The 24209-nt window shown below is 74.7% G+C and carries 20 protein-coding genes; 11 read left to right on the top strand and 9 right to left on the bottom strand.

The features are described from left to right. Positions 1 to 3: 3 nt before the first annotated feature. The 5 genes from IEY75_RS16635 to IEY75_RS16615 all read left to right on the top strand — a co-directional run bounded on the left by IEY75_RS16635 (position 4) and on the right by IEY75_RS16615 (position 8107). Positions 4 to 1521 (top strand): sensor histidine kinase, encoded by a 1518-nt coding sequence (locus IEY75_RS16635; RefSeq protein ID WP_189115287.1) that lies wholly within the window; start codon positions 4 to 6, stop codon positions 1519 to 1521. After that, complete coding sequence (locus tag IEY75_RS16630; protein ID WP_189115286.1) at positions 1518 to 2570, top strand: HEAT repeat domain-containing protein; 1053 nt, start codon at positions 1518 to 1520, stop codon at positions 2568 to 2570. Before IEY75_RS16635 ends, IEY75_RS16630 begins: the two co-directional genes overlap by 4 nt. Continuing rightward, a complete protein-coding gene (locus IEY75_RS16625; RefSeq protein ID WP_189115285.1) occupies positions 2567 to 3997 on the top strand; it encodes a glycosyltransferase family 2 protein in 1431 nt (476 codons plus the stop codon). Before IEY75_RS16630 ends, IEY75_RS16625 begins: the two co-directional genes overlap by 4 nt. Then, a complete protein-coding gene (locus IEY75_RS16620) occupies positions 3994 to 6288 on the top strand; it encodes an ATP-binding protein (protein ID WP_189115284.1) in 2295 nt (764 codons plus the stop codon). The genes IEY75_RS16625 and IEY75_RS16620 overlap by 4 nt, the downstream gene beginning before the upstream one ends. Before the next feature lie 124 nt (positions 6289 to 6412). Then, positions 6413 to 8107 carry a M14 family zinc carboxypeptidase gene (locus tag IEY75_RS16615; protein WP_189115283.1) on the top strand — a complete coding sequence of 565 codons (1695 nt, stop codon included), beginning with the start codon at positions 6413 to 6415 and terminating at the stop codon, positions 8105 to 8107. Between the two features lie 55 nt (positions 8108 to 8162). Here the strand turns inward: IEY75_RS16615 and IEY75_RS16610 are convergent, their stop codons facing one another. From IEY75_RS16610 to IEY75_RS16600, 3 genes are read right to left on the bottom strand one after another with little or no spacing between them, the layout of a single operon-like run. Beyond that, on the bottom strand, positions 8163 to 8780 hold the full coding sequence (locus tag IEY75_RS16610; RefSeq protein WP_189115282.1) for a PilW family protein: 618 nt from the start codon (positions 8778 to 8780) through the stop codon (positions 8163 to 8165). Continuing rightward, on the bottom strand, positions 8777 to 10750 hold the full coding sequence (locus IEY75_RS16605) for a DNA-directed RNA polymerase subunit beta family protein (RefSeq protein ID WP_189115281.1): 1974 nt from the start codon (positions 10748 to 10750) through the stop codon (positions 8777 to 8779). The genes IEY75_RS16610 and IEY75_RS16605 overlap by 4 nt, the downstream gene beginning before the upstream one ends. A 1-nt stretch (position 10751) precedes the next feature. Continuing rightward, a complete protein-coding gene (locus tag IEY75_RS16600; RefSeq protein ID WP_189115280.1) occupies positions 10752 to 11264 on the bottom strand; it encodes a type IV pilus modification PilV family protein in 513 nt (170 codons plus the stop codon). A 222-nt stretch (positions 11265 to 11486) separates the two neighbouring features. On the opposite strand from IEY75_RS16600, the gene IEY75_RS16595 reads away from it, so the two are divergent. Beyond that, positions 11487 to 13838, top strand: coding sequence for an FdhF/YdeP family oxidoreductase (locus tag IEY75_RS16595; RefSeq protein WP_189115279.1), 2352 nt, complete (start codon positions 11487 to 11489; stop codon positions 13836 to 13838). Positions 13839 to 13850: 12 nt separating this feature from the next. Here the strand turns inward: IEY75_RS16595 and IEY75_RS16590 are convergent, their stop codons facing one another. Then, a complete protein-coding gene (locus IEY75_RS16590; RefSeq protein ID WP_189115304.1) occupies positions 13851 to 14096 on the bottom strand; it encodes a DUF6457 domain-containing protein in 246 nt (81 codons plus the stop codon). A gap of 195 nt (positions 14097 to 14291) precedes the next feature. On the opposite strand from IEY75_RS16590, the gene fdhD reads away from it, so the two are divergent. Together fdhD and IEY75_RS16580 are read left to right on the top strand one after the other, a co-directional pair. Further along, entirely contained in the window at positions 14292 to 15131 is an 840-nt protein-coding gene (fdhD, locus tag IEY75_RS16585) for a formate dehydrogenase accessory sulfurtransferase FdhD (protein ID WP_189115278.1), read from the top strand. Between the two features lie 144 nt (positions 15132 to 15275). Further along, a complete protein-coding gene (locus IEY75_RS16580; RefSeq protein ID WP_189115277.1) occupies positions 15276 to 16862 on the top strand; it encodes a methyl-accepting chemotaxis protein in 1587 nt (528 codons plus the stop codon). On the opposite strand, the gene IEY75_RS16575 is transcribed toward IEY75_RS16580, so the two are convergent. Next, positions 16859 to 17164 (bottom strand): hypothetical protein, encoded by a 306-nt coding sequence (locus IEY75_RS16575; protein ID WP_189115276.1) that lies wholly within the window; start codon positions 17162 to 17164, stop codon positions 16859 to 16861. The two genes, IEY75_RS16580 and IEY75_RS16575, sit on opposite strands and share 4 nt — an antisense overlap. Positions 17165 to 17480: 316 nt before the next feature. On the opposite strand from IEY75_RS16575, the gene IEY75_RS16570 reads away from it, so the two are divergent. Continuing rightward, positions 17481 to 18386 (top strand): helix-turn-helix domain-containing protein, encoded by a 906-nt coding sequence (locus IEY75_RS16570; protein ID WP_229789792.1) that lies wholly within the window; start codon positions 17481 to 17483, stop codon positions 18384 to 18386. Next, on the top strand, positions 18379 to 18588 hold the full coding sequence (locus IEY75_RS16565; RefSeq protein WP_189115275.1) for a DUF397 domain-containing protein: 210 nt from the start codon (positions 18379 to 18381) through the stop codon (positions 18586 to 18588). Before IEY75_RS16570 ends, IEY75_RS16565 begins: the two co-directional genes overlap by 8 nt. 132 nt (positions 18589 to 18720) lie before the next feature. On the opposite strand, the gene IEY75_RS16560 is transcribed toward IEY75_RS16565, so the two are convergent. The 4 genes from IEY75_RS16560 to IEY75_RS16545 form a co-directional block, all read right to left on the bottom strand. Then, positions 18721 to 19188 carry a hypothetical protein gene (locus IEY75_RS16560; RefSeq protein WP_189115274.1) on the bottom strand — a complete coding sequence of 156 codons (468 nt, stop codon included), beginning with the start codon at positions 19186 to 19188 and terminating at the stop codon, positions 18721 to 18723. A gap of 57 nt (positions 19189 to 19245) precedes the next feature. Next, positions 19246 to 19668: a hypothetical protein gene (locus IEY75_RS16555; RefSeq protein ID WP_189115273.1), complete on the bottom strand. Its 423-nt coding sequence runs from the start codon at positions 19666 to 19668 to the stop codon at positions 19246 to 19248. A gap of 216 nt (positions 19669 to 19884) precedes the next feature. Next, complete coding sequence (locus IEY75_RS16550) at positions 19885 to 21210, bottom strand: choice-of-anchor B family protein (RefSeq protein ID WP_189115272.1); 1326 nt, start codon at positions 21208 to 21210, stop codon at positions 19885 to 19887. A 315-nt stretch (positions 21211 to 21525) separates the two neighbouring features. Further along, complete coding sequence (locus IEY75_RS16545; RefSeq protein WP_189115271.1) at positions 21526 to 22560, bottom strand: alpha/beta hydrolase; 1035 nt, start codon at positions 22558 to 22560, stop codon at positions 21526 to 21528. A 123-nt stretch (positions 22561 to 22683) separates the two neighbouring features. On the opposite strand from IEY75_RS16545, the gene IEY75_RS16540 reads away from it, so the two are divergent. Beyond that, positions 22684 to 24093 (top strand): AMP-binding protein, encoded by a 1410-nt coding sequence (locus IEY75_RS16540; RefSeq protein WP_189115270.1) that lies wholly within the window; start codon positions 22684 to 22686, stop codon positions 24091 to 24093. Positions 24094 to 24209: the final 116 nt, after the last annotated feature.

The raw sequence follows: 24209 nt of genomic DNA, 5'->3' as shown, positions 1-24209 counted from the left end.
CCGATGGGCGGTCCGCCGACGGTGGGTCGGCTGCTGCACCGGGCGTTCGGTCTCCTCGTCGCCCTCATCGGGGTGGCGGGGGTCGGCGGCGCGGTGGCGACCCTCCTCCAGCAGCAGGTGGTCCGGGAGCTGAGCACCCGGGTCGGCCCCAGCGTGAGCGCGAACCTCGAACTGCGGATCGTGCTGCTGGACGCCCAGCGTGCCCTGCGCGGGTACCTCGCCGCCGGGGCCGGGGCCGGGGCGGAGTACGACGCCGCGCGGGCGGCGTACCCGCCCGCCGTCGCCGAGCTGCGCCGGATGACCGGGCCGGACCCGGCCGCCTCGATCGACGCCCAGGTGGCCGCCGCCGACCGGTGGTGGGCGTACGCCGAGGCGCAGCGGCCGCGCCGGCCCGGCGGTACCGTCACCGCCGCGACCGTCCTGGCCGGCCAGCGGCTGATGGAGGACACCCTCGCGGCCAACAGCGCCACCGGGCAGGCCCTGGACGCCCGCGCCCGCCGCCTCGCCGACCGGGCCGCGTCCGTCGACCGCGCGCGCCTGGTCGCCCTCCTCGCCCTGGTGGTCGGCGCCGCCCTGCTCGCGTACGTGGTGTCCCGGCGGACCACCCAGCGGATCGTCGCGCCGCTGGACGCCCTGACCTCGGTGCTGACCCGCCTGCGCGACGGCGAGCTGACCGCCCGCGCCCCGACGCACGCCAGGGTCGCCGAGATCGCCGCGGTCGCCGAGGCCACCAACGCGATGGCCGCCGAGATCCAGCAGTCCCGCGGCCGGCAGGACCGGCTGTTCGCCGACGAGCGCCGCCTCGTCGGGGACCTGCGGCAGCTCGAACACGCCAAGAACGAGTTCATGACCACCGTGTCCCACGAGCTGCGCACGCCGCTGACCAGCATCGCCGGGTACCTGGAGATCCTGCGCGACGACACCGTCGGCGCGCTCACCCCGCGGCAGGAGAAGACGCTGGCCGTCCTGGAGCGCAACACCGACCGGCTGCGCTCGCTCATCGAGGACCTGCTGGTGCTGTCCCAGGTCGAGGCCGGCACGATGACCGCCAGCCCGGCGGAGTCGGACATCTCGGCGCTGGTCGAGACCGCGGCGGCCCAGGTCCGCGAGGCGGCCGCCGAGGCCGGCGTGACGCTGCGGGCCGCGACGCCCGGCCCGGCCGTCGCGCACGTGGACGCCGGCCAGATCCTGCGCGCCGTCGGCCACCTGGTGGCCAACGCGGTGAAGTTCACCCCCCGCGGCGGCGAGGTGACGGTCGAGGTGACGACCCAGCCGGACCACGTGACGGTGCGCGTCGCCGACACCGGGATGGGCATCCCCTACGCCGACCAGCCGCACCTGTTCACGACCTTCTACCGGGCGAGCAACGCCGTCGACCAGGCCATCCAGGGCAGCGGCCTCGGCCTGGTGATCGTGCGGACGATCGCGACGCGGCACGGCGGCGGGGTGCACCTGCGCTCCACGCCCGGCCAGGGGACGAGCGTGCTGCTGTCCCTGCCGACAGGGGAGGTGGACGGGTGACGGGCGACCTGCGCTGGGTGCTGGCCGGGGTGGCGGCGGCCGTGGTCGGGATGACCGTGGTGATCGTGTTGGTCCGGGCGGCCCGGCACCGGCGGGAGCGGCACCGCGCCGCCCTGACCGCCGGACCCCGCCGGGAGCTGCTGGCGTTCGCCGCCGACGGCGACGACCCGGCGCCGCTGCTGGCCCTGCCCGCCCCGGTGTGGCGGGAGCTGCTCCCGACGGCGGTCCGGTTGCTGGGCCAGGTCCGCGGGGACGCCCGGGCCGGCCTGGTCGACCTGCTGCTGCGCCGGGGGCTGGCCGACGAGGCGCTCGCCGACCTGCGGGGACGCGGCGCCGCGCGGCGGGCCGCCGCCGCGCAGACCCTGGGCGACCTGGCGGTGGCGCAGCCGCCGATCGTCGCCGCGCTGTCGCGGGCGCTGCGGGACCCGGACGCGGACGTCCGGGCCGCCGCCGTCCGCGCGCTCGGCCACGTCGGCGACCCGGCCGCGGTCGCGCCGCTGCTGGCGGCCCTCACCGGCCGGGCCCGGCTGCCCGCCATCCTCGTCGCCGACGCGCTCTCCGCCCTCGACGCCGCCGCCGAGCCGGAGATCGTGGCGGCAATCGGGCACGCCGACCCGCTCGTGCGGATGACGGTCCTGGACGCGCTGCGGGTCCGCCGGGCGGTCACCGCCGCCCGGGCGGCGGTGGCGGTCCTCGACGGCGACCCGGTGCCGGACGTCCGGCGCGTCGCCGCCACGGCGCTGGGGGTGCTCGGCGGCCGGTCGGCGGTACCGCCGCTGGTGGAGGTGGCCAGCTCGGGCGCGGCGCCCCCGCTGCGCGCCGCCGCCGCCGTCGCGCTCGGCGAGCTGGGCGCGCGGGCGGCCGTACCGGCGCTGGTCCGGCTGCTGGCCGACCCGGGGTACGAGGTGGCCTCGGCGGCCGCCGAGTCGCTGGCCCGGCTGGAGCCCGACGGGGTCCGGGCGCTGCGGGTGGCCGCCGGTACCGACGGGCCGGGGCGGGCGTACGCCGCGCAGTCGCTGGCCCTGGCCGAGCTGCGGGCGGCGCGATGACCGGGTGGCTGCGCGAGGCGCTGTACCGCATCGACGTCGCGGCGATGGTCTACTTCCTGCTCCTCAACACCAGCTACCTCATCCTGCTGCTGCTGGCCTCGATCGAGTTCGCCGGGCACCGGCGGCGGACCCGGTACTCCGGCGGTGACGACATGTTCCGCAGCCCGCTGACCCCGCCGGTCAGCGTGATCGTGCCCGCATACAACGAGGGGCCGGGGATCGTCGAGGCCGTCCGGTCGATCATGGCGCTGCACTACCCGCGGTTCGAGATCGTCGTGGTCGACGACGGGTCCACCGACGACACCTTCACCGCGCTGGCGGCGGCCTTCGGGCTGGTGGAGACGCCGCGGGCGCCGGTGCCGGGGCTCCGGGCGCTCGGCGCGGTCCGGTCGGTGCACGTGGCCGCCGACGAACCCGACCGGCTGATGGTCGTGCGCAAGGCCAACGGCGGCAAGGCCGACGCCCTCAACGTGGGCATCGCCCTGGCCAGCTCGCCGCTGGTCTGCATGGTCGACGCCGACTCCCTGCTGGACCCCGAGGCGCTGCTCACCGTCGCCCGCCCGTTCGCCGACGACCCGCTGCGGGTGGTCGCCACCGGCGGCGTGATCCGCATCGTCAACGACTGCGAGGTCGTCGCCGGCCGCGTGGTCGGCGCCCGGATGCCCCGGCGGTGGCTGCCGCGGATCCAGGTGATCGAGTACCTGCGGTCGTTCCTGCTCGGCCGGGCCGGCTGGTCCCGGGTCGGCTCGCTGGTGGTCATCTCCGGCGCGTTCGGGCTGTTCCGGCGCGACGACGTGATCGCGGCCGGCGGCATGGCCACCGACTGCATCGGCGAAGACGCCGAACTGGTCGTCCGGCTCCACCACACGCTGCGCCGGGCGGAGCGCGACTACCGCGTCACGTTCGTCTCCGAGCCGGTGTCCTGGAGCGAGGCGCCGAACACCTGGCGGGTGCTGCGCAAGCAGCGGGCGCGCTGGCACCGGGGCCTGGCGGAGATCATCTGGCGGCACCGGGGAATGGTCTTCAACCCGCGGTACGGGCGGATCGGGATGATCGCCATGCCGTGGTACCTGCTGTTCGAGCTGCTCGCCCCGGTGATCGAGCTGGCCGCGCTCGTCCTGGTGCCGCTGGGGCTGGCGCTGTCCGTGGTGGACATCGACTTCGCCTGGCGGTTCCTGCTGGCCAGCTACGGGTACGCCGTCGTGATCAGCCTGGTGGCGCTGCTCGCCGAGGAGATCGCCTACCACCGGTATCCCCGCTGGCGGGACCTCGGGATCGGCCTGGCCGCCGCCGTCCTGGAGAACGTCGGCTACCGGCAGGTCCTGGCCCTGTGGCAGGTGGAGGGGCTGTGGGCGGCGGTGCGCGGGCGGCGGCACGTGTGGGGCGAGATGAGCCGCGCCGGCTTCGTCACCCGGGAGCGCCCGTGACCGAGCGGCCCGCCGCCGCCCCGTCGCCCGCGCCGCCCGCCACGGGTGCCACCTCCGCGCCCTCCGGCCCCCGGCCCGCCCGACCGCGCGCCGCAGGGGGCCTGCGCGCCTGGCTGCGCGCCGGCTCCCGGTCGCCGGTCGTACCCGCCGCGGCGGTCCTGCTGCTGTTCGGCGCCGCCGCCGTCGCCGCGGGCGCGGCCATGGCCGCCGGGCAGGAGGAGGCCGCGCAGGACCAGATCGCCCGCCGGTCGGACGCCGCGGCGTCCGCGGTGGGCGGCGAGGTCGCGCGCTACGTCGGGGCGGTGCGGACCGTCGCCGGCGCCCTCGGCAGCCACGCCGACCTGGACCGGCGCGAGTTCCTCGCCGCGACCACCGCCCTGCCGGAGCTGCGGCTGGCCGGCGCCTCCTCGGTGGCCTACCTGGTCCCCGCCCGACCCGGCGACGTGCCGCGGACCGAGGCGTACTGGCGCGCCCGCGGCGACCCCGGACTGCGCCTGCAGCCGACCCCGGGGGTCCCCGAGCACATGTTCGTGATCTTCCGGCGCCCGCTGGACGGCGCGAACGCCCAGTCCGGCGGCATCGACGCCGCCGCCTCCGTGCCGCCCGCGGCGGCGCTCGCCGCCGCCCGGCGGACCGGCCAGGCCGCGCTCTCGGCGCCGTACGAGCTGCTGATCGACCGGTCGCTGCCGCCCGCGCAGCGCCAGTTGTCGTTCACCCTGGCCGCCCCGGTGTACACGCCCTCGGCCGCCGCCGGCCCCGGGGACTTCCGCGGCTGGGTGGTGCTGGGCATCCGGGGCCGCGACCTCGTCGCCGCCACCCTCGACCGGACGGCGCAGGGGGTGGTGGACGTGGCGCTCGCCGCGCCGCTGGGCGACGGCGAGTCGGTCGAGGTCGCCCGGCTGCGCGCCCCGGTGGGCGGCCGCCGCGACCTGGCCGAGGCGCGCGACGTCCCCATCGCCGACCGGTCCTGGCGGCTGCGGGTGGCGGCCCCGAGCCGGCACCTGCCCGGCGGCGCCACGCCCCTGCCGGCGCTGGTCACCCTCGCCGGGGTGCTGGTCGGGGCGCTGCTGGGCGGCCTGGTCTGGGTCCTGGCGACCGCCCGCCGCCGGGCGGAGGCGCAGGTGGTCGAGGCGACCGCCGACCTGGCCGTGGAGCGGGCCCAGGCCGAGGACCAGGCGGGCCTGCTCGCGGCGATCCTCGACAGCATCTCCGACGGCGTCGGCGTGGTCGACACCGACGGCGAGTTCCTGCTGCACAACCCGGCCGCCCGCTCGATGCTCGGGATCTCCGACGACCGGGGCGGCGCGGACAACTGGCAGGGCCACTACGGGATCTTCACGCCGGACGGCAAGGAGCCCTTCCCTACCGACTGGCTGCCGCTGGTGCGGGCGCTGCGCGGCGAGTCCACCGAGCAGGTGGAGATGATCATTCGCAACCGGAACCGGCCCGAGGGCGTGCACATCTCGGTCTCCGGCCGGCCCCTGCGCGGCACCCGGCAGCAGGGGGCCGTGGCGGTGTTCCGGGACGTGACGGCCAGCAAGGCGGCCGAGCGGGAGCTGGCCGCCACGGTGGTGGCGCTGCGCGAGCGGGAGGCGGACCTGCGGGCGTTCGCCGAGGTGGTCGCGCACGACCTGAAGGGACCGCTGAGCGGCATCGCCGGGTACGCCGAACTGATCATCATCGGGCTGCGCGAGGACACCGACCCGACGGACCTGGCCGACGCCGCCGCCCGGGTGGGGGCCGGGGTGCAGCGGATGCGCCGGCTGATCGAGGACCTGCTGGCCTACGCGACGGTCCGGGACGGCCAGCTCGACCTGCGGCCGGTGGACCTGGGCGCCGTGGTCGCCGACGTCCTCGCCGAGCTGGTCGAGCCGGTGCGCCGGGCGGGCGGGACGCCGCCGCGGGTCCGGGTCGGCCCGCTGCCGGTCGTGCACGCCGACCCGGTGCTGGTGCGCCAGCTCCTGGACAACCTGATCGGCAACGCGCTGAAGTACACGCCGCCGGACCGGCCGGCGCAGATCGAGATCGACGCGGCCCCGGCCGAGGACGGGTGCGCCCGCGTCGTCGTCGCCGACCGCGGGATCGGGATTCCGGCGGACCAGCGCGAGTCGGTGTTCGAGGCGTTCCACCGCGCCGCCCGGGGCGGGTACCAGGGCACCGGCCTGGGTCTGGCGATCTGCTTACGGGTGGTCCAGCGGCACGGCGGGGAGATCACCGCGGCCGAGAACCCGGGCGGCGGGACCCGGGTCACCTTCACCCTGCCGCGGCAGAATGCGGCCGTGAGCGCTTGACTTTCGTCCCGCGGTACCCCTGTATAGACATGGATCGATTGCGCGGTCACCGCTGCCCGCGCGCCCGGTCCGCGCCAGTTCACCGGCGAATTCCCCGAGGTTCCCCCACCCACAGAGGTTGCTGATGAGCCAACAACGGAAGATGTGGACCGTCGCGGTCGCGGTGACAGCCGCCGCGGCGACCGCCTTCACCCAGCCGGCCGGCGCCGGCCTGCCCGGCGCTGTCGACGTCGCGGTCGGCCAGCCCGCCAGCGGTCCCGCCGAGACCTTCATCTACGCGGTCGACACCCGCGGCCCCGCCGACGCGGAGAAGCTGGCCGACAGCTTCGACCTCGTCGAGGGCCGCGAGGGCAACAAGCTGTTCGTCGCCGGGGACGCCGAGGTGGGCACCCGGCTCGCCAGCGCCGGCTTCAAGGCCGAGGTGTCCGAGACGCTCCGGCCGGCCTGGGCCAACCCGGGCGGCCTCATCGGCCAGGCCAAGCCCGACCCCGCCCGCGTGGCCGACACGTTCTACGGCGGCTACCACACCTCGATGGGCCACAAGAACCACGTCGAGGCCGTCGCCCGGTCCAAGCCAGACCTGGCCAAGATGTACACCATGGGCAAGTCGCACACCGGCAAGTACGACCTGCAGGTCCTGTGCATCACCAAGATGACCGCCGGTGACTGCGAGCAGCGCACCGACGTGAAGAAGCCCCGCTTCTTCCTGATGACCCAGACCCACGCGCGGGAGATCGCCGCGGGCGAGATGTCGTACCGGTTCATCGACCACCTGACCAACAGCTACGGCTCCAACGCCGAGGTCACCGCGCTGCTGGACTCGACCGAGATCTGGGTCGTGCCCACGCACAACCCCGACGGCCTGGACATCGTGGCGCAGGGCTCGACCCCGTCGATGCAGCGCAAGAACCGCAACCCCGCGGGCGGCAACTGCACCGGCGACCGCGTCGGCGTCGACCTCAACCGCAACAACAGCAGCAACTGGGGCGGGGCCAGCACCTCGAAGGACCCGTGCAACGACACCTACCTCGGCCCGCGCCCGGACAGCGAGGTCGAGACCCAGGCGCTCCAGAGCACCTGGCAGCGGATCTTCAAGAAGCAGCGGCAGGGCGGCAACTCGCCGGCCCCGGCCGACGCCACCGGCTACATGCTGTCGATCCACACCGTCGCCGGGATGAACCTGATCCCGTGGCAGTACGCCAACACCCCGACGCCGAACGACCGGCCGCTCAAGGCCATCGGCGCCCAGATGAAGTCCTACAACGGCTACAAGACCGGCCAGGCGCCGCAGATCCTGTACGCGGCCTCGGGCGGGCACGACGACTGGGTGTACGACAAGCTGGGCATCGCGTCGTCGACCATCGAGCTGGGCGGCAGCGGCGCGTGCGGCGGCACGAACTTCCACCCGCCGTACTCCTGTGTGGAGACGTACTGGAAGGCCAACCTTCCGGTGCTCATGTACCTGACCAAGATGGCCAGCGCGCCGTACCGGTCCAGCCTGGGCCCGAACGTCCGGCAGGCCGACGTGGCCGGCCGCACGCTCACCGCGCAGGTCGACACCCGCACCTACGAGCTGGCCAACGTCGGCCGCGACCGGGTGGGCGGTGACCTGACGGTCGCCGAGTACGCGTTCGACCCGTCGTTCGCCGGCGCCCGTCCGCTGGCGGTCAGCCTGCGCGCCGGTGCGCCGCTGGCCACGGCCACGGCGACGGTGGAGACCGCGGGCCGCGCCGCGGGCCGGCACCTCGTCTACGTCCGCGCCAAGGACAAGGCGGGCAACTACGGCCCGACGACGGCGGCCTGGGTCACCGTCGGCTGACCCGCCCCGTTGCGCCCGGTGGGGGCGGTGACCTCGGTCGCCGCCCCCACCGGCGTCACCGGGACTCGATGGTGCATGCGCCGGCTCCGGCCAGGCCCTCGACGGAGTTCCAGGCCGTGAAGGTGATCGCGGTCTCCCGGGCGGCCGCCCCGACGCCGCCCCCGCCGCTGGACCGGACCCGCAGCTCCAGCCGCTGGTGTCCGTTGGCGGTCTCGGGCGCGTGCCGGCGGAACGGCCCCACCTGGCCGGCCTCGGCGCCGCTGGCGGCCACGCCGTCGGCGATGAGCTGCCAGCCGCCGCTGGCCGGCCGGCCAGCGGGCCAGCCGCGCCGCTCCAGCCGGTCCCCCGCCAGCCGCCACTGCCGGCACTGGTTGCCGCCGGCCGACACGGGCACGTAGTACGTCACGGTGGGCACGCCGGACACGACCGCGGGCGGCGCGATGTCCGAGGCGTACCGCACCTCCCCGTCGAGCCGGGCGAACGCCAGCCCGGACCGCGCCTGCGCCTGGTTCATGCCCTCCACCTGCGACAGCGACCGGCTCATCGTCACGATGCCGCTGGTGACCAGAGCGGACACCACCATCATCAGACCCGACGCCACGAGGACCTCGACCAGGCTGGCGCCGCGGTCGTCGCGGGCCCCGGTCGCGGGCGGCGGGCCGCTCGCGGTCATCCCGCGGCACCCGCCGGGTCCTCGCCGCCGATGTCGCGCAGCGGGCGCGGCCCGGTCGGCTCGGGCGTGTCGGTCGACGCGGTGTAGGTCGGCGTCGGCCCGCCCGCCGGCCCGGCCCACTTCTGCCGGTCCGAGGACGTGCAGGGCTTCATCACGACCTTGAGGCTGTTGTGGGTGCCGGTCCACTCGTACACGAACGGGTCCAGCGGCACCACCATCTCGTTGCCCAGCAGACTGGTGATCGTCTTCACCAGGGAGTTGAGCAGGGACGCGAGGCTGGGCTGGCCGATGTCGGACTCCTCGCCCACGGACAGGCAGCGGCCGGTGCTGAGGCTCTCGATCCGGTACCGGTTGGCCGGGTCGCCGGTCTCGGCGCGGATCCGCCACACCTGCGGCCCCGACCCCGTCACCGTCTTCGGGCTGCAGGCCACCCGGCCGGCGAAGTCCGGCCAGTACGGGTTGATCGTGGCCAGCGCGATCACCAGGCCGAAGACCTGCGAGAAGCTGCCCTCGGACGAGCTGAGGCAGTACGTCTTGCCGTCGGCCCCGACCTGGTAGATCGGGCCGGTGACCGAGGTCTGCCCGGCGGCCGGCATCGGCACCCGCCAGGTCTGCTCCACGTCGCGCTCGGCGGTCGCCGGAGCCTCGGCGCACTCCTTGGTCGCCATCGGCCCGTACATCTCGCCCTCGCGGTACTCCAGGCACATGCTGCGCAGGCCCACGTTGGCGAGCTGGCTGATCCGGCACGGCCGGCCCAGCTCGGCGGCGCAGTCGGCCGGCGGCAGCTCGTCGGCCAGGCCCGGCCCGACGTCGTCGAGGTAGCTGAAGACCTGGAGCGAGTACCCCTCGAACGCGTTGACCAGGTCCGAGAGGACATCGATGGTCATCAGGCCGACGGGGATCTCCTTGCCGCAGTCGCGGGCCGCGCGGGACCCGAGGATGAGCGGGTAGTCCCCGGCGCCGCCGAGGGTGAACGCCGAGCCGCCGCGGTTGAGGCAGAAGCCGTCGAGCTGGTCCTCGGCCCGCGCGCCGGCATGCGGCCGGACGCCCTCGAAGTTGTTGGTGGCGTTGTAGTACCACCGGTGGCGCCACCCGTCGGCGCCGGTGGCGCACGGCTGGAGGGTCACCGTGACCCCGGCGGCGTGCACCGCCCCGGCGTCGAGGCACATGGGCTTGTCGGCGCCGTACGAGCCGGCGTGCACGATGGACATGTCCGAGCGGTACAGGAAGTTCTGCCGCAGCCGGTCGCTCGGGCCGCAGGTGCGCGCGCGCACCGGGGTACCGGCGGCCGGCACCCGGGCGTCGGTCCCGATGTCGAGGCACAGCCGCTGCCGCATGAACGCGCCCAGGATCGGGCTGGCCAGGGACGCCAGCGTGCCCAGGACGGTCTGCGGCGGGCTGTACAGCGCGATCTGCCGGGGCAGCGTGGCGTCGAAGCCGCCGCGGACGGTGTCGAAGGCGTACGTGCCGCCCAGGTACCGCGACACCGCGGGGGTCTTGATGTCGCCCGTACCGACCAGGGCGCCCCACGAGCGGATCCGCGCGTACGACGGCGCCGTCACCGGGCCGCCGCCCGCGGCGCAGGCGATCCGCGCGGCGCCGCTGGTCAGCGGGTCGGTACCGAAGTACTCGATCTCGACGTGGTACCGCGCCGCCACCGCGCCGGCCACCCCGGGGTCGAGGGTCGCGGTCAGCGGGCTGCCGCACAGCAGCCGGGTCCGGTCCAGGACGGTGGGCCGGTCGGTGCGGGTGGCGGCGCGGATCCGGCCCTGGGCGGCGGCCAGGCCGGCCTGCGCGGCGTCCAGCTCCCGGCCCTGGCTGACGGTCTGCCGCGTCTCGGTGTCCTGCCGCAGGACGACCGGCGCGGCGGCGGCGGTCACCGACACCCCCGCCAGGGTCAGCAGGACGGCCATGGGCATCGAGCCGCGGGAGTCGGCCCAGCGGCGGATGCGGGACGGGTACCGGCCCATCTCAGACCACCTCCACGATCGGTTCGGTCGTCGCCGCGCTGAACAGCGTCGCGGTGGTCTGGCCGCAGGTGCGGCGGGCGGGGGCGGTGGGGTTGACGGGGCAGTCTTTCTGGTCCCACTCGACCGTGGCGGTGACCCGGACCATCGCCGCCGCGGCGGCGGCGGCCGGCTTGACGGTGGCGCAGGCGCCGCCGTCGACCGCCTGCCAGCAGACGGTCCAGCGCTGGGTGTACGCAATGCCGTTGACGGTGAGGGTGCGCGGCGGCAGCGCGCGGACCCGGGTGCCGACGTCGGCGGTCGGCAGGGTCCGCACGTACTCCATGGCGTCGGTGGCGACCTGGGCGGCGACCTCCCGCTGGCCCTGGCCGTGGGTGAGGGTCACCGCCGAGACGAAGTACGCCGACATCGCCGCCATCACCGTCCCGACGAGGCCGAGCGACACCATGACCTCGACCAGGCTGAAGCCGGCCTCGCCGCGGGGGGCGCCAGGCACCTCGTGCGCCTCCACGGTCACGTGCGTCCCCTCCCGTCGTGTCCGTTCGCGCCGGCCGGGCCCGGTCCTGGTGCCGCGCCGCGCGGACCGGCACCCGCGCACAGGGAGGATCGGCCCCGCCGGCGTGCGCTTGAACCCTCCGTTACAGATTCAACCCTCCGGCCGTGGATATAACGGGCATACCAGCTAACCGGCGCCGACCAGCCCGGATCGCCGGTATGGGGGCGCGGATAGGGTGGGGCGATGGCAGGAGACCGGCGCATCCGTCCCGGCCGCGGCTGGGTCCGCCCGCCCCGCGAGGACCCCGGCGACCGCGACCTGACCGTCGGCCCGCCGCAGGAGTCGGCCGCCGGGCTGCCCGGGGTGGCCCACGCCCTCGGCGCCGGGCTGGCCCAGATGGGCGCGGCGCGGACCGCCCGCACCCTCCTGCGCCTGAACCAGCCCGACGGGTTCGACTGCCCCGGGTGCGCCTGGCCGGAGCCGCCGCCGCAGCGGCGGGGGCACGCCGAGTTCTGCGAGAACGGGGCGAAGGCCGTCGCCGACGAGGCCACGCTGCGCCGGGTCGACGCCGCCTTCTTCGCCGCCCACCCGGTGGACACGCTGGCCGCGCGGTCGGGGTACTGGCTGGGCCAGCAGGGCCGGCTCACCGCGCCGATGGTCCGGCGGCCCGGTGCCGGGCACTACACGCCGATCGGCTGGGACGAGGCGTTCGCGCTGGTCGCCGCCGAGCTGCGCGCCGTCGACTCCCCCGACGAGGCCGTCTTCTACACCTCCGGGCGCACGTCGAACGAGGCCGCGTTCCTGTACCAGCTCTTCGTCCGGGCGTACGGCACCAACAACCTGCCGGACTGCTCCAACATGTGCCACGAGTCCTCGGGTGTGGCGCTGGGTGAGGCCATCGGCGTCGGCAAGGGCTCGGTCACCCTCGACGACATCCACGCCGCCGCCCTGCTGGTGGTCATCGGGCAGAACCCCGGGACGAACCACCCGCGGATGCTCTCGGCCCTGGCCGAGGCCCGCCGCCGCGGCGCGAAGGTCATCACGGTGAACCCGCTGCCGGAGGCGGGCCTGCGCGGCTTCCGGGACCCGCAGAAGGTCAGCGGGCTGCTGGGCCGCGACACCCCGCTGACCGATCTGTACCTCCAGGTCCGCGTCGCGGGGGACCTGGCCCTGTTCCAGGCGATCGGGTCGCTGCTGCTGGAGTGGGGGGCGCTCGACCGGGAGTTCGTCGACCGGCACACCAGCGGGTTCGCCGCGTACGCCGCCGCCCGCGCGCGCGTCGACTGGCCGGCCGTCCTCGCCGCCACCGGCCTCACCCGCGCCGAGATCGAGGAGGCGGCCCGCCTGTGCGCCGCCTCGCCGGCCACGATCACCTGCTGGGCGATGGGGCTGACCCAGCGGGCCGACTCGGTCGCCGCGATCCAGGAGGTCGTCAACGTCCAGCTCCTGCGCGGCATGATCGGCCGCCCGGGGGCCGGACTGTGCCCGGTGCGCGGCCACTCCAACGTGCAGGGCGACCGCACGATGGGCATCGTCCACGAGCCGCCGGCCTGGGTCCCGGAGCTGGCGGCCCGGTACGGGTTCACGGCGCCGCGGGCGCGCGGGTACGACACCGTCGACGCGATCCGGGCCATGCGCGACGGGCGGGTCCGGGTGTTCGTCGGGCTCGGCGGCAACTTCGCCGCCGCCACCCCCGACACCGCCGTCACCGAGGCGGGGCTGCGGGGCTGCCGGCTCACCGTACAGATATCCACGAAGCTCAACCGCGCACACGCCGTCACCGGCCGCACCGCACTGATCCTGCCGTGCCTCGGCCGCACCGAGCGCGACGTCCAGGCCGGCGGCGCCCAGTTCGTGACCGTCGAGGACTCCATGTCCTGCGTGCACGCCTCCCGCGGCCGGCTCGCCCCGGCCTCGCCCGACCTGCTGTCGGAGGTGGCGATCATCGCCCGGCTGGCCGCGGCGACCCTGCCGGGTTCGGCCGTGCCGTGGGCGACCCTGGCCGCCGACTACGCCGCCGTCCGCGACGTGATCGCGGCGGTGGTGCCCGGGTTCGCCGACTTCAACGCCCGCGTGGCCGACCCGGCCGGCTTCACGCTGCCCCACCCCGGGCGGGACGCCCGGGCGTTCCCGACCGCCACCGGGCGGGCGCGGTTCACGGTCACGCCGCTGGCGACCGTGCAGGTGCCCCCGGGCCGCCTGCTGCTCCAGACGGTCCGCAGCCACGACCAGTACAACACCACGATCTACGGCCTGGACGACCGCTACCGCGGCGTGCGCGGCGGGCGCCGGGTCGTGCTCGTGCACCCGGAGGACCTGGCCGCGCTCGGCGTCGCCGACGGCGCGGCGGTGGACCTGGTCTCGGAGTGGCGCGACGGCACCGAGCGGCGGGCCCCGGCCTTCCGGGCGGTGGCCTACCCGACGGCGCGCGGCTGCGCGGCCGCCTACTTCCCGGAGGCCAACGTCCTGGTCCCGCTGGACTCGGTCGCCGCGGGCTCGCAGACCCCGACCTCCAAGTCGATCATCATCCGCCTCGAACCCGCCACGTACCCGCCGCCCGGCGACCCGCCGGCCCCTGACCTGCCCGCCGGGTAGCCGGCAGGGCGGTCAGGCGCGGGTGCCCGGGCGGGGGAAGGCGGCCGTCAGCGAGGCCAGCGCCGTGGCGGCGGCCATCGGGTCGGCGCCGCGGGCGGCGGCCATGCCGAGCAGGTACGCCGTCACCGGCGCCGCCGGCCGGGTCACGGCGTGGGCGACGTCCTTGGCCAGTTGGAGGACCAGGGTGATCGGCACGTCGGCGGGGTCCAGGCCCAGCTCCGCGCAGGCCGCCTCGGTCCAGTCGTCCAGTACCGTCATCGCGCCACCCTCGCCGCCGTCCGACATCTGCGCCACCCATCGAACCACGCGGCCTCCGCCGCCACCGCCCGACGCACGTAGGGTGCGGGTGCCGCCGTCGGTCGGGATCGGCGGGGTGGCGGCGCACCGGCCGGCGACCCGGCGGCGGCGCGGCGGAGGGTACTCACGCGGCAGCGGCGCGGCAGAGGGGTGGTCATGGGGCGGGCGAGTGACCGGCGGCCGGTGTGGCGGATCGACCTGGGCGGCGGGGCACCCGCGCGCCGCCCCGACTCCCTCGCCGCCGAGGAGCCCCTGGAGATCCGCGTCGGCCCGGCGACCGGTGTCCGCCCGGCGCTCACCGTCACCATGCGCACCCCCGGCGACGACGTGGACCTGGCCCTGGGCTTCCTGCACAACGAGGGCGTCATCGGCGCCGCGGACGACGTGCTGACCGCCCAGCTCTGCGCCGGGGACCAGGGCCCCCAGACCTACAACGTCATCGACGTGGCGCTCGCCGCGCACGTACCGCCCCCGCCCGTCGACCCGCGCCGGACGTTCGGCACGACGAGCGCCTGCGGCGTCTGCGGCAAGGCCAGCATCGACGCCGTGCGGACCCGCTCGCGGTACGACGTGGCGGCCGACCCGGTGGCCGTCGCGCCGGACGTGCTGGCCGCGCTGCCCGACCGGCTGCGCGCGGCCCAGCGCACCTTCGACCGGACCGGCGGGCTGCACGCGGCGGGGCTGTTCACGGCCACCGGGGACCTCGTGGTGGCCCGCGAGGATGTCGGCCGGCACAACGCCGTCGACAAGGTGGTCGGGTGGGCGCTGCGCGCGGGCCGGCTGCCGCTGTCCGGGCACGTGCTGCTGGTCTCCGGCCGGGCCAGCTTCGAGCTGACCCAGAAGGCGGCGATGGCCGGCGTGCCGGTGCTCGCGGCGGTGTCCGCGCCGAGCACGCTGGCCGCGGACCTGGCGGCCGAGGTCGGCCTCACCCTGGTGGGCTTCCTGCGCGGTACCCGGATGAACGTGTACGCCGGGATCGGCCGGTTAAAAGTCTGATCAATCGACATCGGCGGAATCATCCTCGTACCCGCCGGTATGTTCCGACAATCAAGCCTGGCGCAGGCGCATCCTGTGTCACCGACCGGCCCCGTCGGACACCGCGGAGCCGACCGGCTGGCGCGAGGTACCCGAGGAGTGGACATGGCCCAGTGGGGTTCCTGGCTGCGTGACCGCAGCGTCGGCGCCAAGCTGGCCGTCGTCGGCGGGCTGGCGCTGGCCGCGGTGGCCGTCACCAGCGCGGTCGCGGCGGTGAACCTCAACACCGCCGCCGACCGCGCCGCCGAGCTGGCCCGCGCCAGCAGCCACGTCCGCGCGCAGATGGAGGCGGACATGGCGCACGACGCCATCCGCAGCGACGTCCTGCGCCTGCGGCTCGCCGCCGCCGACGCCGACCGCCGGGAGGCGCTCGCCGACCTGGAGGAGCACGGCGGGACGCTGGAGGAGAAGGTCGGGCAGTTCCGGGACGCGTCGTTCGCGGCGCCGGTGCGGGCCGCCGCCGACGACATCGCCCCGCAGATCGAGCAGTACGTCGCGCTGGGCGCGGAGGTGGCCCGGGTCGCCGGCACCGGCGTCGACACCGCCGCCGCCTACGCCCGGTTCCAGACCAGCTTCACCGCGGTCGAGGAGGGGATGCCGGCCATCACCGACGCGCTGGAGGCCGAGGCGAACCGCGCCGCCGCCCAGGTCGCCGACCAGCGGCGGCGGGCGCTGCAGGTACTGGGGCTGTCCGCGCTCGGCGCGGCGGTCGTCCTGGTGCTGGCCATCCGCTGGGTGCTGGTGAGCATCCGCCGGCCGCTGCGGGAGGTGTCCACCGTCCTCGGCGCGATGGCCGACGGCGACCTGACCCGCCAACCGGCGGTGATCAGCCGCGACGAGTTCGGGCAGATGTCGGAGGCGCTCGTGCGGACCCAGTGCAGCCTGCGCCGCGCCATCGGCGCCGTCTCGGCCTCCGCCGAGCAGGTCGGTACCTCGGCCAGCGAGATGTCCGGCCTCGCGGAGCGGATCGCCGGTGCCGCGTCCGAGGCCAGCGCCCAGGCCGGGACGGTGACGTCGACGTCGACCGAGGTGTCGCACAACATCAGCGTCGTGGCGCAGGGCGGCGAGGAGCTGGGCGCCTCGATCACCGAGATCGCGCGCAACGCCGAGGACGCGGTCCGGGTCATCGCCGAGGCGGTGACGATGGCCCAGCAGACCAACACGGGCATGGTGAAGCTGGACGAGTCGTCGGCCGAGATCGGCTCCGTCGTACAGACGATCAACTCGATCGCCGAGCAGACGAACCTGCTGGCGCTGAACGCGACGATCGAGGCGGCCCGGGCGGGCGAGGCGGGCAAGGGGTTCGCGGTGGTGGCCGGGGAGGTCAAGGACCTGGCCCAGGAGACCGCCCGGGCGACCGACGACATCGCCGCCCGGGTCCGCACCATGCAGGAGGACACCGCCCGCGCCGTCGACGGCATCGCCCAGATCGCGACGATCATCGAACGGATCAACAGCTTCCAGACGACGATCGCCTCGGCGGTGACCGAGCAGTCCGCCACGGCGGCGGAGATGCACCGGAGCATGGCGGTCGCCGCCGACCACGGGTCCCGGATCACCGCGTCGATGCAGGGGCTGTCGGAGGCCGCCGAGCTGTCCTCGCAGGAGGCCAGCGCGTCGCGGGCGGGCGCCGCCCGGCTCTCGGTGCTGTCCGAGGAGCTGGTCACCCTGGTCCGCGGCTTCCGGTACTAGCGGGGGTCCAGGAACTGGGCGTAGTGGTCGCGGCGGCGGGCGATGGTCTCGGCGTGGCTGCACGGCATCGGCTGTCCGCAGGCGCAGCAGTGGTGGGTGCCGGGCCGGTGCCGGGCGAGTAGCTGGTCGGCGACGGCCACCTGTGCGGCGGCGTAGGCGGTCAGTTCCTCGCGGGTCATCGGCATCCCGGCTTCTCCCGCCTCGACGGCCCGCCGACCGGACGGGCGTGGGGTGACTGCGCTGCGCCCCACCACCCGGCCGGGCGGTGCTGCGGGTACCAGGAACGCGGGAGCGGCGGACATGGCGCCCTCCCTGCCAAGTCGCCGCGGGGGCGACGGATTTCGGAGGGCACCGACCAGCCCGGCTTCGGGGAGCAGCGGGCTGGTCGGTGCCGGTACACGGCCACCGTGGTCCGGGCTGCGGACCGCCGTCGACCTGTCACCGATTCAACTGTGAGTCTGCCCAAAAAGCAATGGCTTCAATAACGTCAATCTTAATTGGACGATTTACATTACTCATGTGTGTCGTGAGACGCCGCATTCCGTTGTGGACCTCTGTTGCCTGCTCCTGCCGCCGTGCTTTACTTGGGCACCCCTGCGCCCACTCCCGGAGGCGAGCGTGACCGACGCGCACGGATCGACCCTGCTCCGACGGCACATCGGTCGGCGCTTCGAGGCGCTGCGGCGCCGGGCCGGGCTGACCCAGGTCCAGGCCGCCGAGGCACTGGAGCGCGGGCGCGCCACCCTCGGCCGGATCGAGGACGGCGACGAACGGGTCCGCTTCCGGTCGACCGACGTCAAGGCGATGCTCGACCTGTACCAGGCCGGCGACGAGGAGCGCGAGTTGCTGCTCGGCATGACCGCCGAGACCCGCAACGGCCGCCACAAGAGCTGGTGGCACGACTACACCGAAACGGAGCTGCCGAACTGGTTCGGCCTCTACGTCTCCCTGGAGGACGGCGCCGAGACCATCCGTCAGTTCGAGGCCGAACTGGTCCCGGGCCTGCTCCAGACCCGCGCGTACGCGGCGGAACTGACGCGCATCCCTGACGGTTACCTGGACGACCAGGAGCGGGAGCGGCGGGTCACCGTGCGGATGGCGCGCCAGTCCGTCCTCACCCGCCCCCGGGCGCCGCGACTGGACACGATCCTCAGCGAGGCGGTACTGCGCCGGCAGGTCGGCGGCCCCGACGGCATGGCCGACCAGCTCGCGCTGCTCGTCGAGTCCACCAGACAGGCCAACATCTCGGTCCGGGTCGTCCCGTTCGCCGCAGGCGTCCACGGCGGCATGGCAGCCGTGGCGCCGTTCACCATCCTTGACTTTCCGCTCGATCACCTCAGTGGTGGACCGATCGAGCCGCCCCTGGCGTACGCCGAGTCGTTGACCGGCGCCCTTTACCTGACTCACCCTGAGGAAGTCCTCGCCTACCGGGGCGTATGGAGCAACCTGGAGGGCAGAGCCCTGGATGAAGCCTCGTCCAGGGACATGATCACCACCATCTGGAAGGAGCACACCCGTGGCTGACCTCACCGGCGCCATCTGGCGCAAGAGCCAGCGCAGCGGCAACGGCGGAAACTGCGTCGAAGTGGCCGACAACCTGCTCGCCCGCGAGGGACTGGTATTCGTGCGGGACAGCAAGAACCCCGATGCTGCCGGTCTGGCTTTCACCGCCGCCGAGTGGGACGCCTTCGTCGGCGGCGTCCGCGACGGCGAGTTCGACCTCTGACGCGCGACGGCGGCCCGACCCAGCGGGGACCGGGCCGCCGTCTCCCGGGTACCGCGGTCACCGCTCGCCGCCGACCCCCGTCCACCGGCTGCCGCACCGCCGCTGCGAGTCGATACAGAGCAGTGGGGAAATTCAGATCTGACTGACGCGCAGAGCCCACTGAGTGGCTTCGTCCGCACCGTCGGCGACTACGAACGTCAGCGAACGCGAACCAGTCAAGTCGAGTTGGTTCAACGTCTCGCGCCCCGCCTCGGGACAGGTGAAGTCGAAACTGCCGAGCGGCCTGAAGATCACGGCGACCTCGCTGTCGGTCCCCTTACACGAGAACCGCACCCAGACGACGCCCTTCGCCACCCGCACCGTACCTGCATTCCGGGAGCCGCTCGCGGTGCCGATATCCAGCAGTCGACGCATCCCCGGCTTGTTGTCGAAATCCTGGCCCGGCGACGAGCTGGGCGACGGGCCGGCGGTGTCGGGTGTGGTGACCGCGGGCGACGACCTCCCGTCGGGGGAGGCTTTCGGCCGATCCCCCACCAGACCGCAAGCGGCGAACGACAAGAGACTGAAGGCGCTGATACAGAGGACAGCTACTCGACGCATAAAGTTCCAGTCTAGACGGACGGCACCTCCGCTCTCAGCGCCATGCAGAGGAGGCGATCAGCGGCGCATGTCGGCGACGTACCTGGTCCCGTCCGTGCCGGTCATCGACATCCGCAGCTCCGTACCCTTCTGGACTACACCGAGGTCAGAGGTCAGCGTGCCGTCACTGCACTCGTGCTCGAAGATGCGCGGCGCACCGTTGAACCGGATCTGTGCGGTCAGGTGACCACGGCTGCATTCCAGTCGGAAGGTGAGGCGCGAGGTCCGCGACGGCTTCGTGACGTCGGTGATTCCGCTCGGAAGTGCGCCAATGGACATCCAGAAAGTGTTGTCTTCCTTGCGGATCCGGGAGGCCCAGGACTCAGTCGGTGCCGGCGTGTCATCGGGCGACAGCGTCGAGACCGTCGGGTCGGGGGCCGTGGGTGTCGGCGTGGGGCCAGGTGCCGGGTCGTCCCCGCAGGCTGTGAGCAGGGACATCACGGCGGCCGCGACGATACATCGGAGTGAGATCACGCCTCAAGGTACGGCCTGCCGAGGCGTCGATCTGAGTCGTCAGGGCAGCCACGACGACGCTCGCCGCACCAGCAGTACCGGCTCCGCCCGGAGGCGTTTGCGCAGGGTATCGGGACGAAAGCGGCCCGGTCCTCAGGGACCGGGCCGCCGCTTCGCGTGGTGCGGGTGGTGCTGCCTACCGGATCAGGTGCCGGCCGGCCACGGGCCGGTGCCGGTGCCGACGGCCTCGCCGGTCGGCTTGACCAGGTAGAGGCCGATGCCCATGGCGCCGACCGGGACCGCGCCGCTGCGCAGCGGGCGCAGGACCATCCAGGTGTGGCTGAAGCCGCTGGCGTCGGAGTTGGGCTCGGTGTCGAAGTAGCCCAGCTCCGGGACCTGGCCGGAGGCGATCTTGGTGATGTCGCGGATCCGCATCCCGGCCTTGTAGGAGGCCTGGTACGCCCGGTTGCCCACCGTGTAGCAGTTGTGGTTGATCGCCTCGAAGCCGTCCTTGAAGTTCGCGGTGAACTTCGGCGCGTCCAGCTTCTCGATGTTGAACAGGACGTTCCAGCTTCCGCCCTTGGTGGAGGCGGTCTCGTCGTTGATCGACAGGAACTTCATGTCCGGCGAGAAGCAGCCCTGGTGGGTGAAGCTGGCGCCGGTGTACGTGGTCTTCGACAGCACCTTCAGGTTGCTCTTGTCGGTGACGTCGATGATGGAGACGGTGTGGCCCTGGCCGGTGAAGTTGAACGCGATCTCGCGGCCGGTGTACCGGGTGTCGGGGCCGTCGTAGTTCCAGACCAGCGCCTCGTGCGAGTACACCTCGGAGGCGTAGCAGGCCACCTGCTTCATGTTCATCGGGTCCTTGACGTCGATGATCGTCAGGCCCTTGGAGCAGCTACTGGCGCCGGAGGCGTACAGGAAGCCGGTCTTCTGGTTGATCCAGATGGTGTGGCTGTTGGTGAGGCCGGCGTAGTGCGCGTCCTCCTTGAAGGTCTGCGGGCTGGTGACGCCCCGCAGCTTCTCCAGGTTGAACACCTGGATGCCGTTGTTGACCGAGTCCTTGCCGGTGAACAGCCAGTTCTTGTACACCCGCACGTCGGTCCAGGTCGCCTTGACGCCCTTCCACGACGGGAGGTTGCCCAGGTAGACGGGGTTCAGCGGGTCGGTGACCTTGATGAAGGAGATGCCGTTGTCTCGGCCGAAGAGGATGTACTCCTCACTGCCGTCGGCCCACTCCCACATGCTGCTAGAGCTGTTGCTGCCGCCGGCCGAGTTCTGCGGGGTGAAGCTGAGCAGCTCGACGTTCTTGCACGGGTACTTCTCGATCTTCCCGTTGACGCAGGGCTTCGCCGCGCCGCGGATCGCGGCGGGGGCCTCCCAGCCGGGCCGGTACTCGCGGGCGACGGCGGCGGCCTCGGCCCTGCCCTCCTCGGTCGACATGTCGTGGGCGGACGCGGGCAACGCCGCGGTGACCGCCAGCGCCATCGTGCCGAGCACGACGCTGACGAACCGGGTCCGGTTGTCCATCAGGGGACTCCTCTCCGGGACCGCCGTGGCCGGCGGCGTCCTGAAGGCTTTTCGGGGGGTGGGTGCGGGGTCGGTCGCCGTGGCGGGGCCGCGGCGCGCCACCGCGCCCTCCGAGCGCGCGAGTCGGCCAGGGAGGGTCCGACAGGGGTGTACGCGCTGCTCAGGGATGCGGATGTGGCGCTCGTTACATCGACTGAGATTAATGACGCCCTCCCCCCTCGTCAACACGTGCGACACCCCCTTTGACCACGGGAAACGCCCGTAAACGACCATGCCGGGACACCCCGCCGCCCCGGTCGCCGAAACGGGCGCCCGTCAGCGGCCGGGCGGGGCGGCCACGACGGCGGCCAGGGCGGCGACGAGGTCGGTGCCGGGTACGAGGTAGCCGTCGTGGCCGGTGACCCCCGAGGTCGGCAGGCGGCGGGCGCCGAAGCCCGGCGTGTGCGGCTGCGGGCCGTGGCCGAGGCCGCCGACCCGCACCCCGGGGACCCGCCGGATCCAGTCCCGGTCCGCCGTCGCCGCCCACACTCGCGCCGGGGTGCGCAGGTCGGCGACCCTGCGCGCGCCGCCGAGACCGGGGCTGGCGAGCACCACGACGTCGGTGACCGACGCCGGCAGGTGCGGGGCGGCCAGCCCGAGCACCGTCGAGCCGTAGCTGTGCCCGACCAGGGTGTACGTCTGCCCGCGCCGCTGCGCGGCCAGCCCGGCGACGAACCGGGTGAGCGACCGGGCGCCGGCCGCGGCGCGGTCCTCGCGCAGCGCGCCCCGGTCGACGGCCTCCGGCGGGTCGTAGCCCAGCCAGGCGATCACCGCCGTCTCCGCGGCGGGCCGCACCCGCCCCAGCGCCTCGCGCAGCACCTGCGCCTGGACCGCGGGCGCCCGTCGCGGCACCCGCCCGCCGTCGAAGTTCGCCAGCGTCGTACCGACGCCGGGCACCAGCACCGCCACCCGGCGCGCGCGGCGCAGGTCGCCGAACACCTCGACGACCCGGCCGTCCCCGCGCGGGTCGAACGCGAGCACCTGGCGCGGCGCGGGCCGGCCGCTGCGCCGGGCGTTCGCGCGGTACCGCAGGGCCGCGGGGGCGCCGTCGAGGTTGCCGACGACCGCCGGGTAGGCGTCGGCCAGCCGGCCGGACTCCCGCGCGCCGCGGGCCCGGAAGTAGCGCGCCCAGGTGGCGGGGGTCGCCCGCAGCGGGGCGGGGGGCGCGGCGCGGTCCTGCTGCCAGGCCGCCAGGCCCGCGGGCGCCGCGGCGCGCGGCGGGGTCGTCGGCCCGAACAGCCAGCCGCCGGGGCTGAGCAGGAGCGCGGCGGCGGCCGAGCTGATCGTCGTGCGGCCCCGCGCCCACGCCATGCGTCGTTCCTCCGACTGTCCGAAGTGTCGCGTCCAGGGTAGGGACCGGCGGCGGCTGACCGAGCGGCCACCTCGGCCGTACCATCGGGGCAGGCCGCGCCGCTGGACGACGGAGGTGCCCGCGTGCCCGTACCGCTGCTCGCCCGCCTGGCCGACCCGGACGGGGACCGCGCCGACGCGGTCCGGCTGGGGTCGGTGACCTGGTCGCGGTCCGCGCTGCTGGCCGGCGCGGGCGCCGTCGCCGCGCGCGTGGCGGGCGCCGGCCGGGTGGCGGTCGAGGCGACGCCGACCATGGAGACGGCCGCGGCGGTCGTCGGTACGCTCCTGGCGGGCGCGGCCGCCGTCCTCGTCCCGCCCGACGCCGGCCCGGTCGAGCGGGAGCACCTCCTGCGCGACTCCGGCGCCGCGCTGCTGCTGGGCGCGGCGCCGCCGCCGGCCACGGCGGCCGACCCCCCGTTCGTCCCGGTGTCGCTGCGCGACCGGGCGGCCCCGCCGGCCGCCCCGCGGGACCCGGCCGGCACCGCGCTGATCCTGTACACCAGCGGGACGACCGGCCCGCCCAGGGGCGCGGTCCTCTCCCGCGGCGCCGTGGCCGCCTGCCTCGACGGGCTGGCCGGGGCGTGGGAGTGGAGCCCGGCGGACCTGCTCGTGCACGGGCTCCCGCTGTTCCACGTCCACGGGCTGGTGCTGGGCCTGCTCGGGCCGCTGCACGTCGGCGGCGCGGTGCACCACGTCGGGCGGCCGACGCCGGAGGCGTACGCGGCGGCGGGCGGTTCGCTGTACTTCGGGGTGCCCACGGTCTGGTCGCGGATCGCGGCCGGGCCGGCCGCCGCGGCGCTGCGGCCGGCCCGGCTGCTGGTCTCGGGCAGCGCGGCGCTGCCGGCCCCGGTCTGGCACCGGGTGCGGGCGGCGTCCGGGCACGGCCTGCTCCAGCGGTACGGCATGACCGAGACCCTGATCACGCTCAGCGCCCGCGCGGACGGGCCGCCCGACCCGGCGACGGTCGGCCGGCCGCTGCCGGGGGTGCGGGCCCGGGTGGTCGACGCCGACGGCGCGCCGGTACCGGCCGACGGCGCGACGATGGGCGAGCTGCACGTACGCGGCGCCACGCTCTGCGACGGCTACCTGGGCCGCCCGGACGCCGACGCGGCGGCCCGGACGGCGGACGGCTGGTTCCGCACCGGCGACGTCGCCGTCGTCGCGCCCGACGGCGGGCACCGGATCGTCGGCCGCGCCTCGGTGGACCTGATCAAGAGCGGCGGGTACCGGATCGGGGCCGGCGAGGTCGAGGACGCGCTGTGCCGGCACCCGGCCGTCCGGGAGGCGGCGGTCGTCGGCGTGCCGGACCCCGACCTGGGCCAGCGGGTGACCGCGTACGTGGTCGCCGACGGGGTCACCGAGGCCGAGCTGATCAGCTTCGTCGGCGCCTGGCTGTCGGGCCACAAGCGCCCGCGGTCGGTCCGGTTCGTCGCCGACCTGCCGCGCACGCCGCTGGGCAAGGTGCGGAAGTCCGCGCTGCTGTCTGACGCTTAATTTCCCCTTTTCTGTAGGCAAGTCTGTGTAAATCGGGTAAGGCCCGATATAGGTGCTCCGCAGTGCACATACTGAGGCGACAGGGCGACGCCGCCGCGTTCGCCTCAGGCAGAGGG

Source organism: Pilimelia terevasa, assembly GCF_014647915.1.
GTDB lineage: Bacteria > Actinomycetota > Actinomycetes > Mycobacteriales > Micromonosporaceae > Pilimelia > Pilimelia terevasa.
This window is presented reverse-complemented; position numbering and strand designations above follow the sequence as displayed.

What these genes read in the sequence shown, in the direction of transcription:
- IEY75_RS16635 (WP_189115287.1), top strand. Translation starts at nt 4, where the DNA reads ATGGGCGGTCCGCCGACGGTGGGTCGGCTGCTGCACCGGGCGTTCGGT.
- IEY75_RS16625 (WP_189115285.1), top strand. Translation starts at nt 2,567, where the DNA reads ATGACCGGGTGGCTGCGCGAGGCGCTGTACCGCATCGACGTCGCGGCG.
- IEY75_RS16615 (WP_189115283.1), top strand. Translation starts at nt 6,413, where the DNA reads ATGAGCCAACAACGGAAGATGTGGACCGTCGCGGTCGCGGTGACAGCC.
- IEY75_RS16610 (WP_189115282.1), bottom strand. Translation starts at nt 8,780, where the DNA reads ATGACCGCGAGCGGCCCGCCGCCCGCGACCGGGGCCCGCGACGACCGC.
- IEY75_RS16605 (WP_189115281.1), bottom strand. Translation starts at nt 10,750, where the DNA reads ATGGGCCGGTACCCGTCCCGCATCCGCCGCTGGGCCGACTCCCGCGGC.
- IEY75_RS16595 (WP_189115279.1), top strand. Translation starts at nt 11,487, where the DNA reads ATGGCAGGAGACCGGCGCATCCGTCCCGGCCGCGGCTGGGTCCGCCCG.
- IEY75_RS16590 (WP_189115304.1), bottom strand. Translation starts at nt 14,096, where the DNA reads ATGACGGTACTGGACGACTGGACCGAGGCGGCCTGCGCGGAGCTGGGC.
- fdhD (WP_189115278.1), top strand. Translation starts at nt 14,292, where the DNA reads ATGGGGCGGGCGAGTGACCGGCGGCCGGTGTGGCGGATCGACCTGGGC.
- IEY75_RS16580 (WP_189115277.1), top strand. Translation starts at nt 15,276, where the DNA reads ATGGCCCAGTGGGGTTCCTGGCTGCGTGACCGCAGCGTCGGCGCCAAG.
- IEY75_RS16575 (WP_189115276.1), bottom strand. Translation starts at nt 17,164, where the DNA reads ATGTCCGCCGCTCCCGCGTTCCTGGTACCCGCAGCACCGCCCGGCCGG.
- IEY75_RS16560 (WP_189115274.1), bottom strand. Translation starts at nt 19,188, where the DNA reads ATGCGTCGAGTAGCTGTCCTCTGTATCAGCGCCTTCAGTCTCTTGTCG.
- IEY75_RS16550 (WP_189115272.1), bottom strand. Translation starts at nt 21,210, where the DNA reads ATGGACAACCGGACCCGGTTCGTCAGCGTCGTGCTCGGCACGATGGCG.
- IEY75_RS16545 (WP_189115271.1), bottom strand. Translation starts at nt 22,560, where the DNA reads ATGGCGTGGGCGCGGGGCCGCACGACGATCAGCTCGGCCGCCGCCGCG.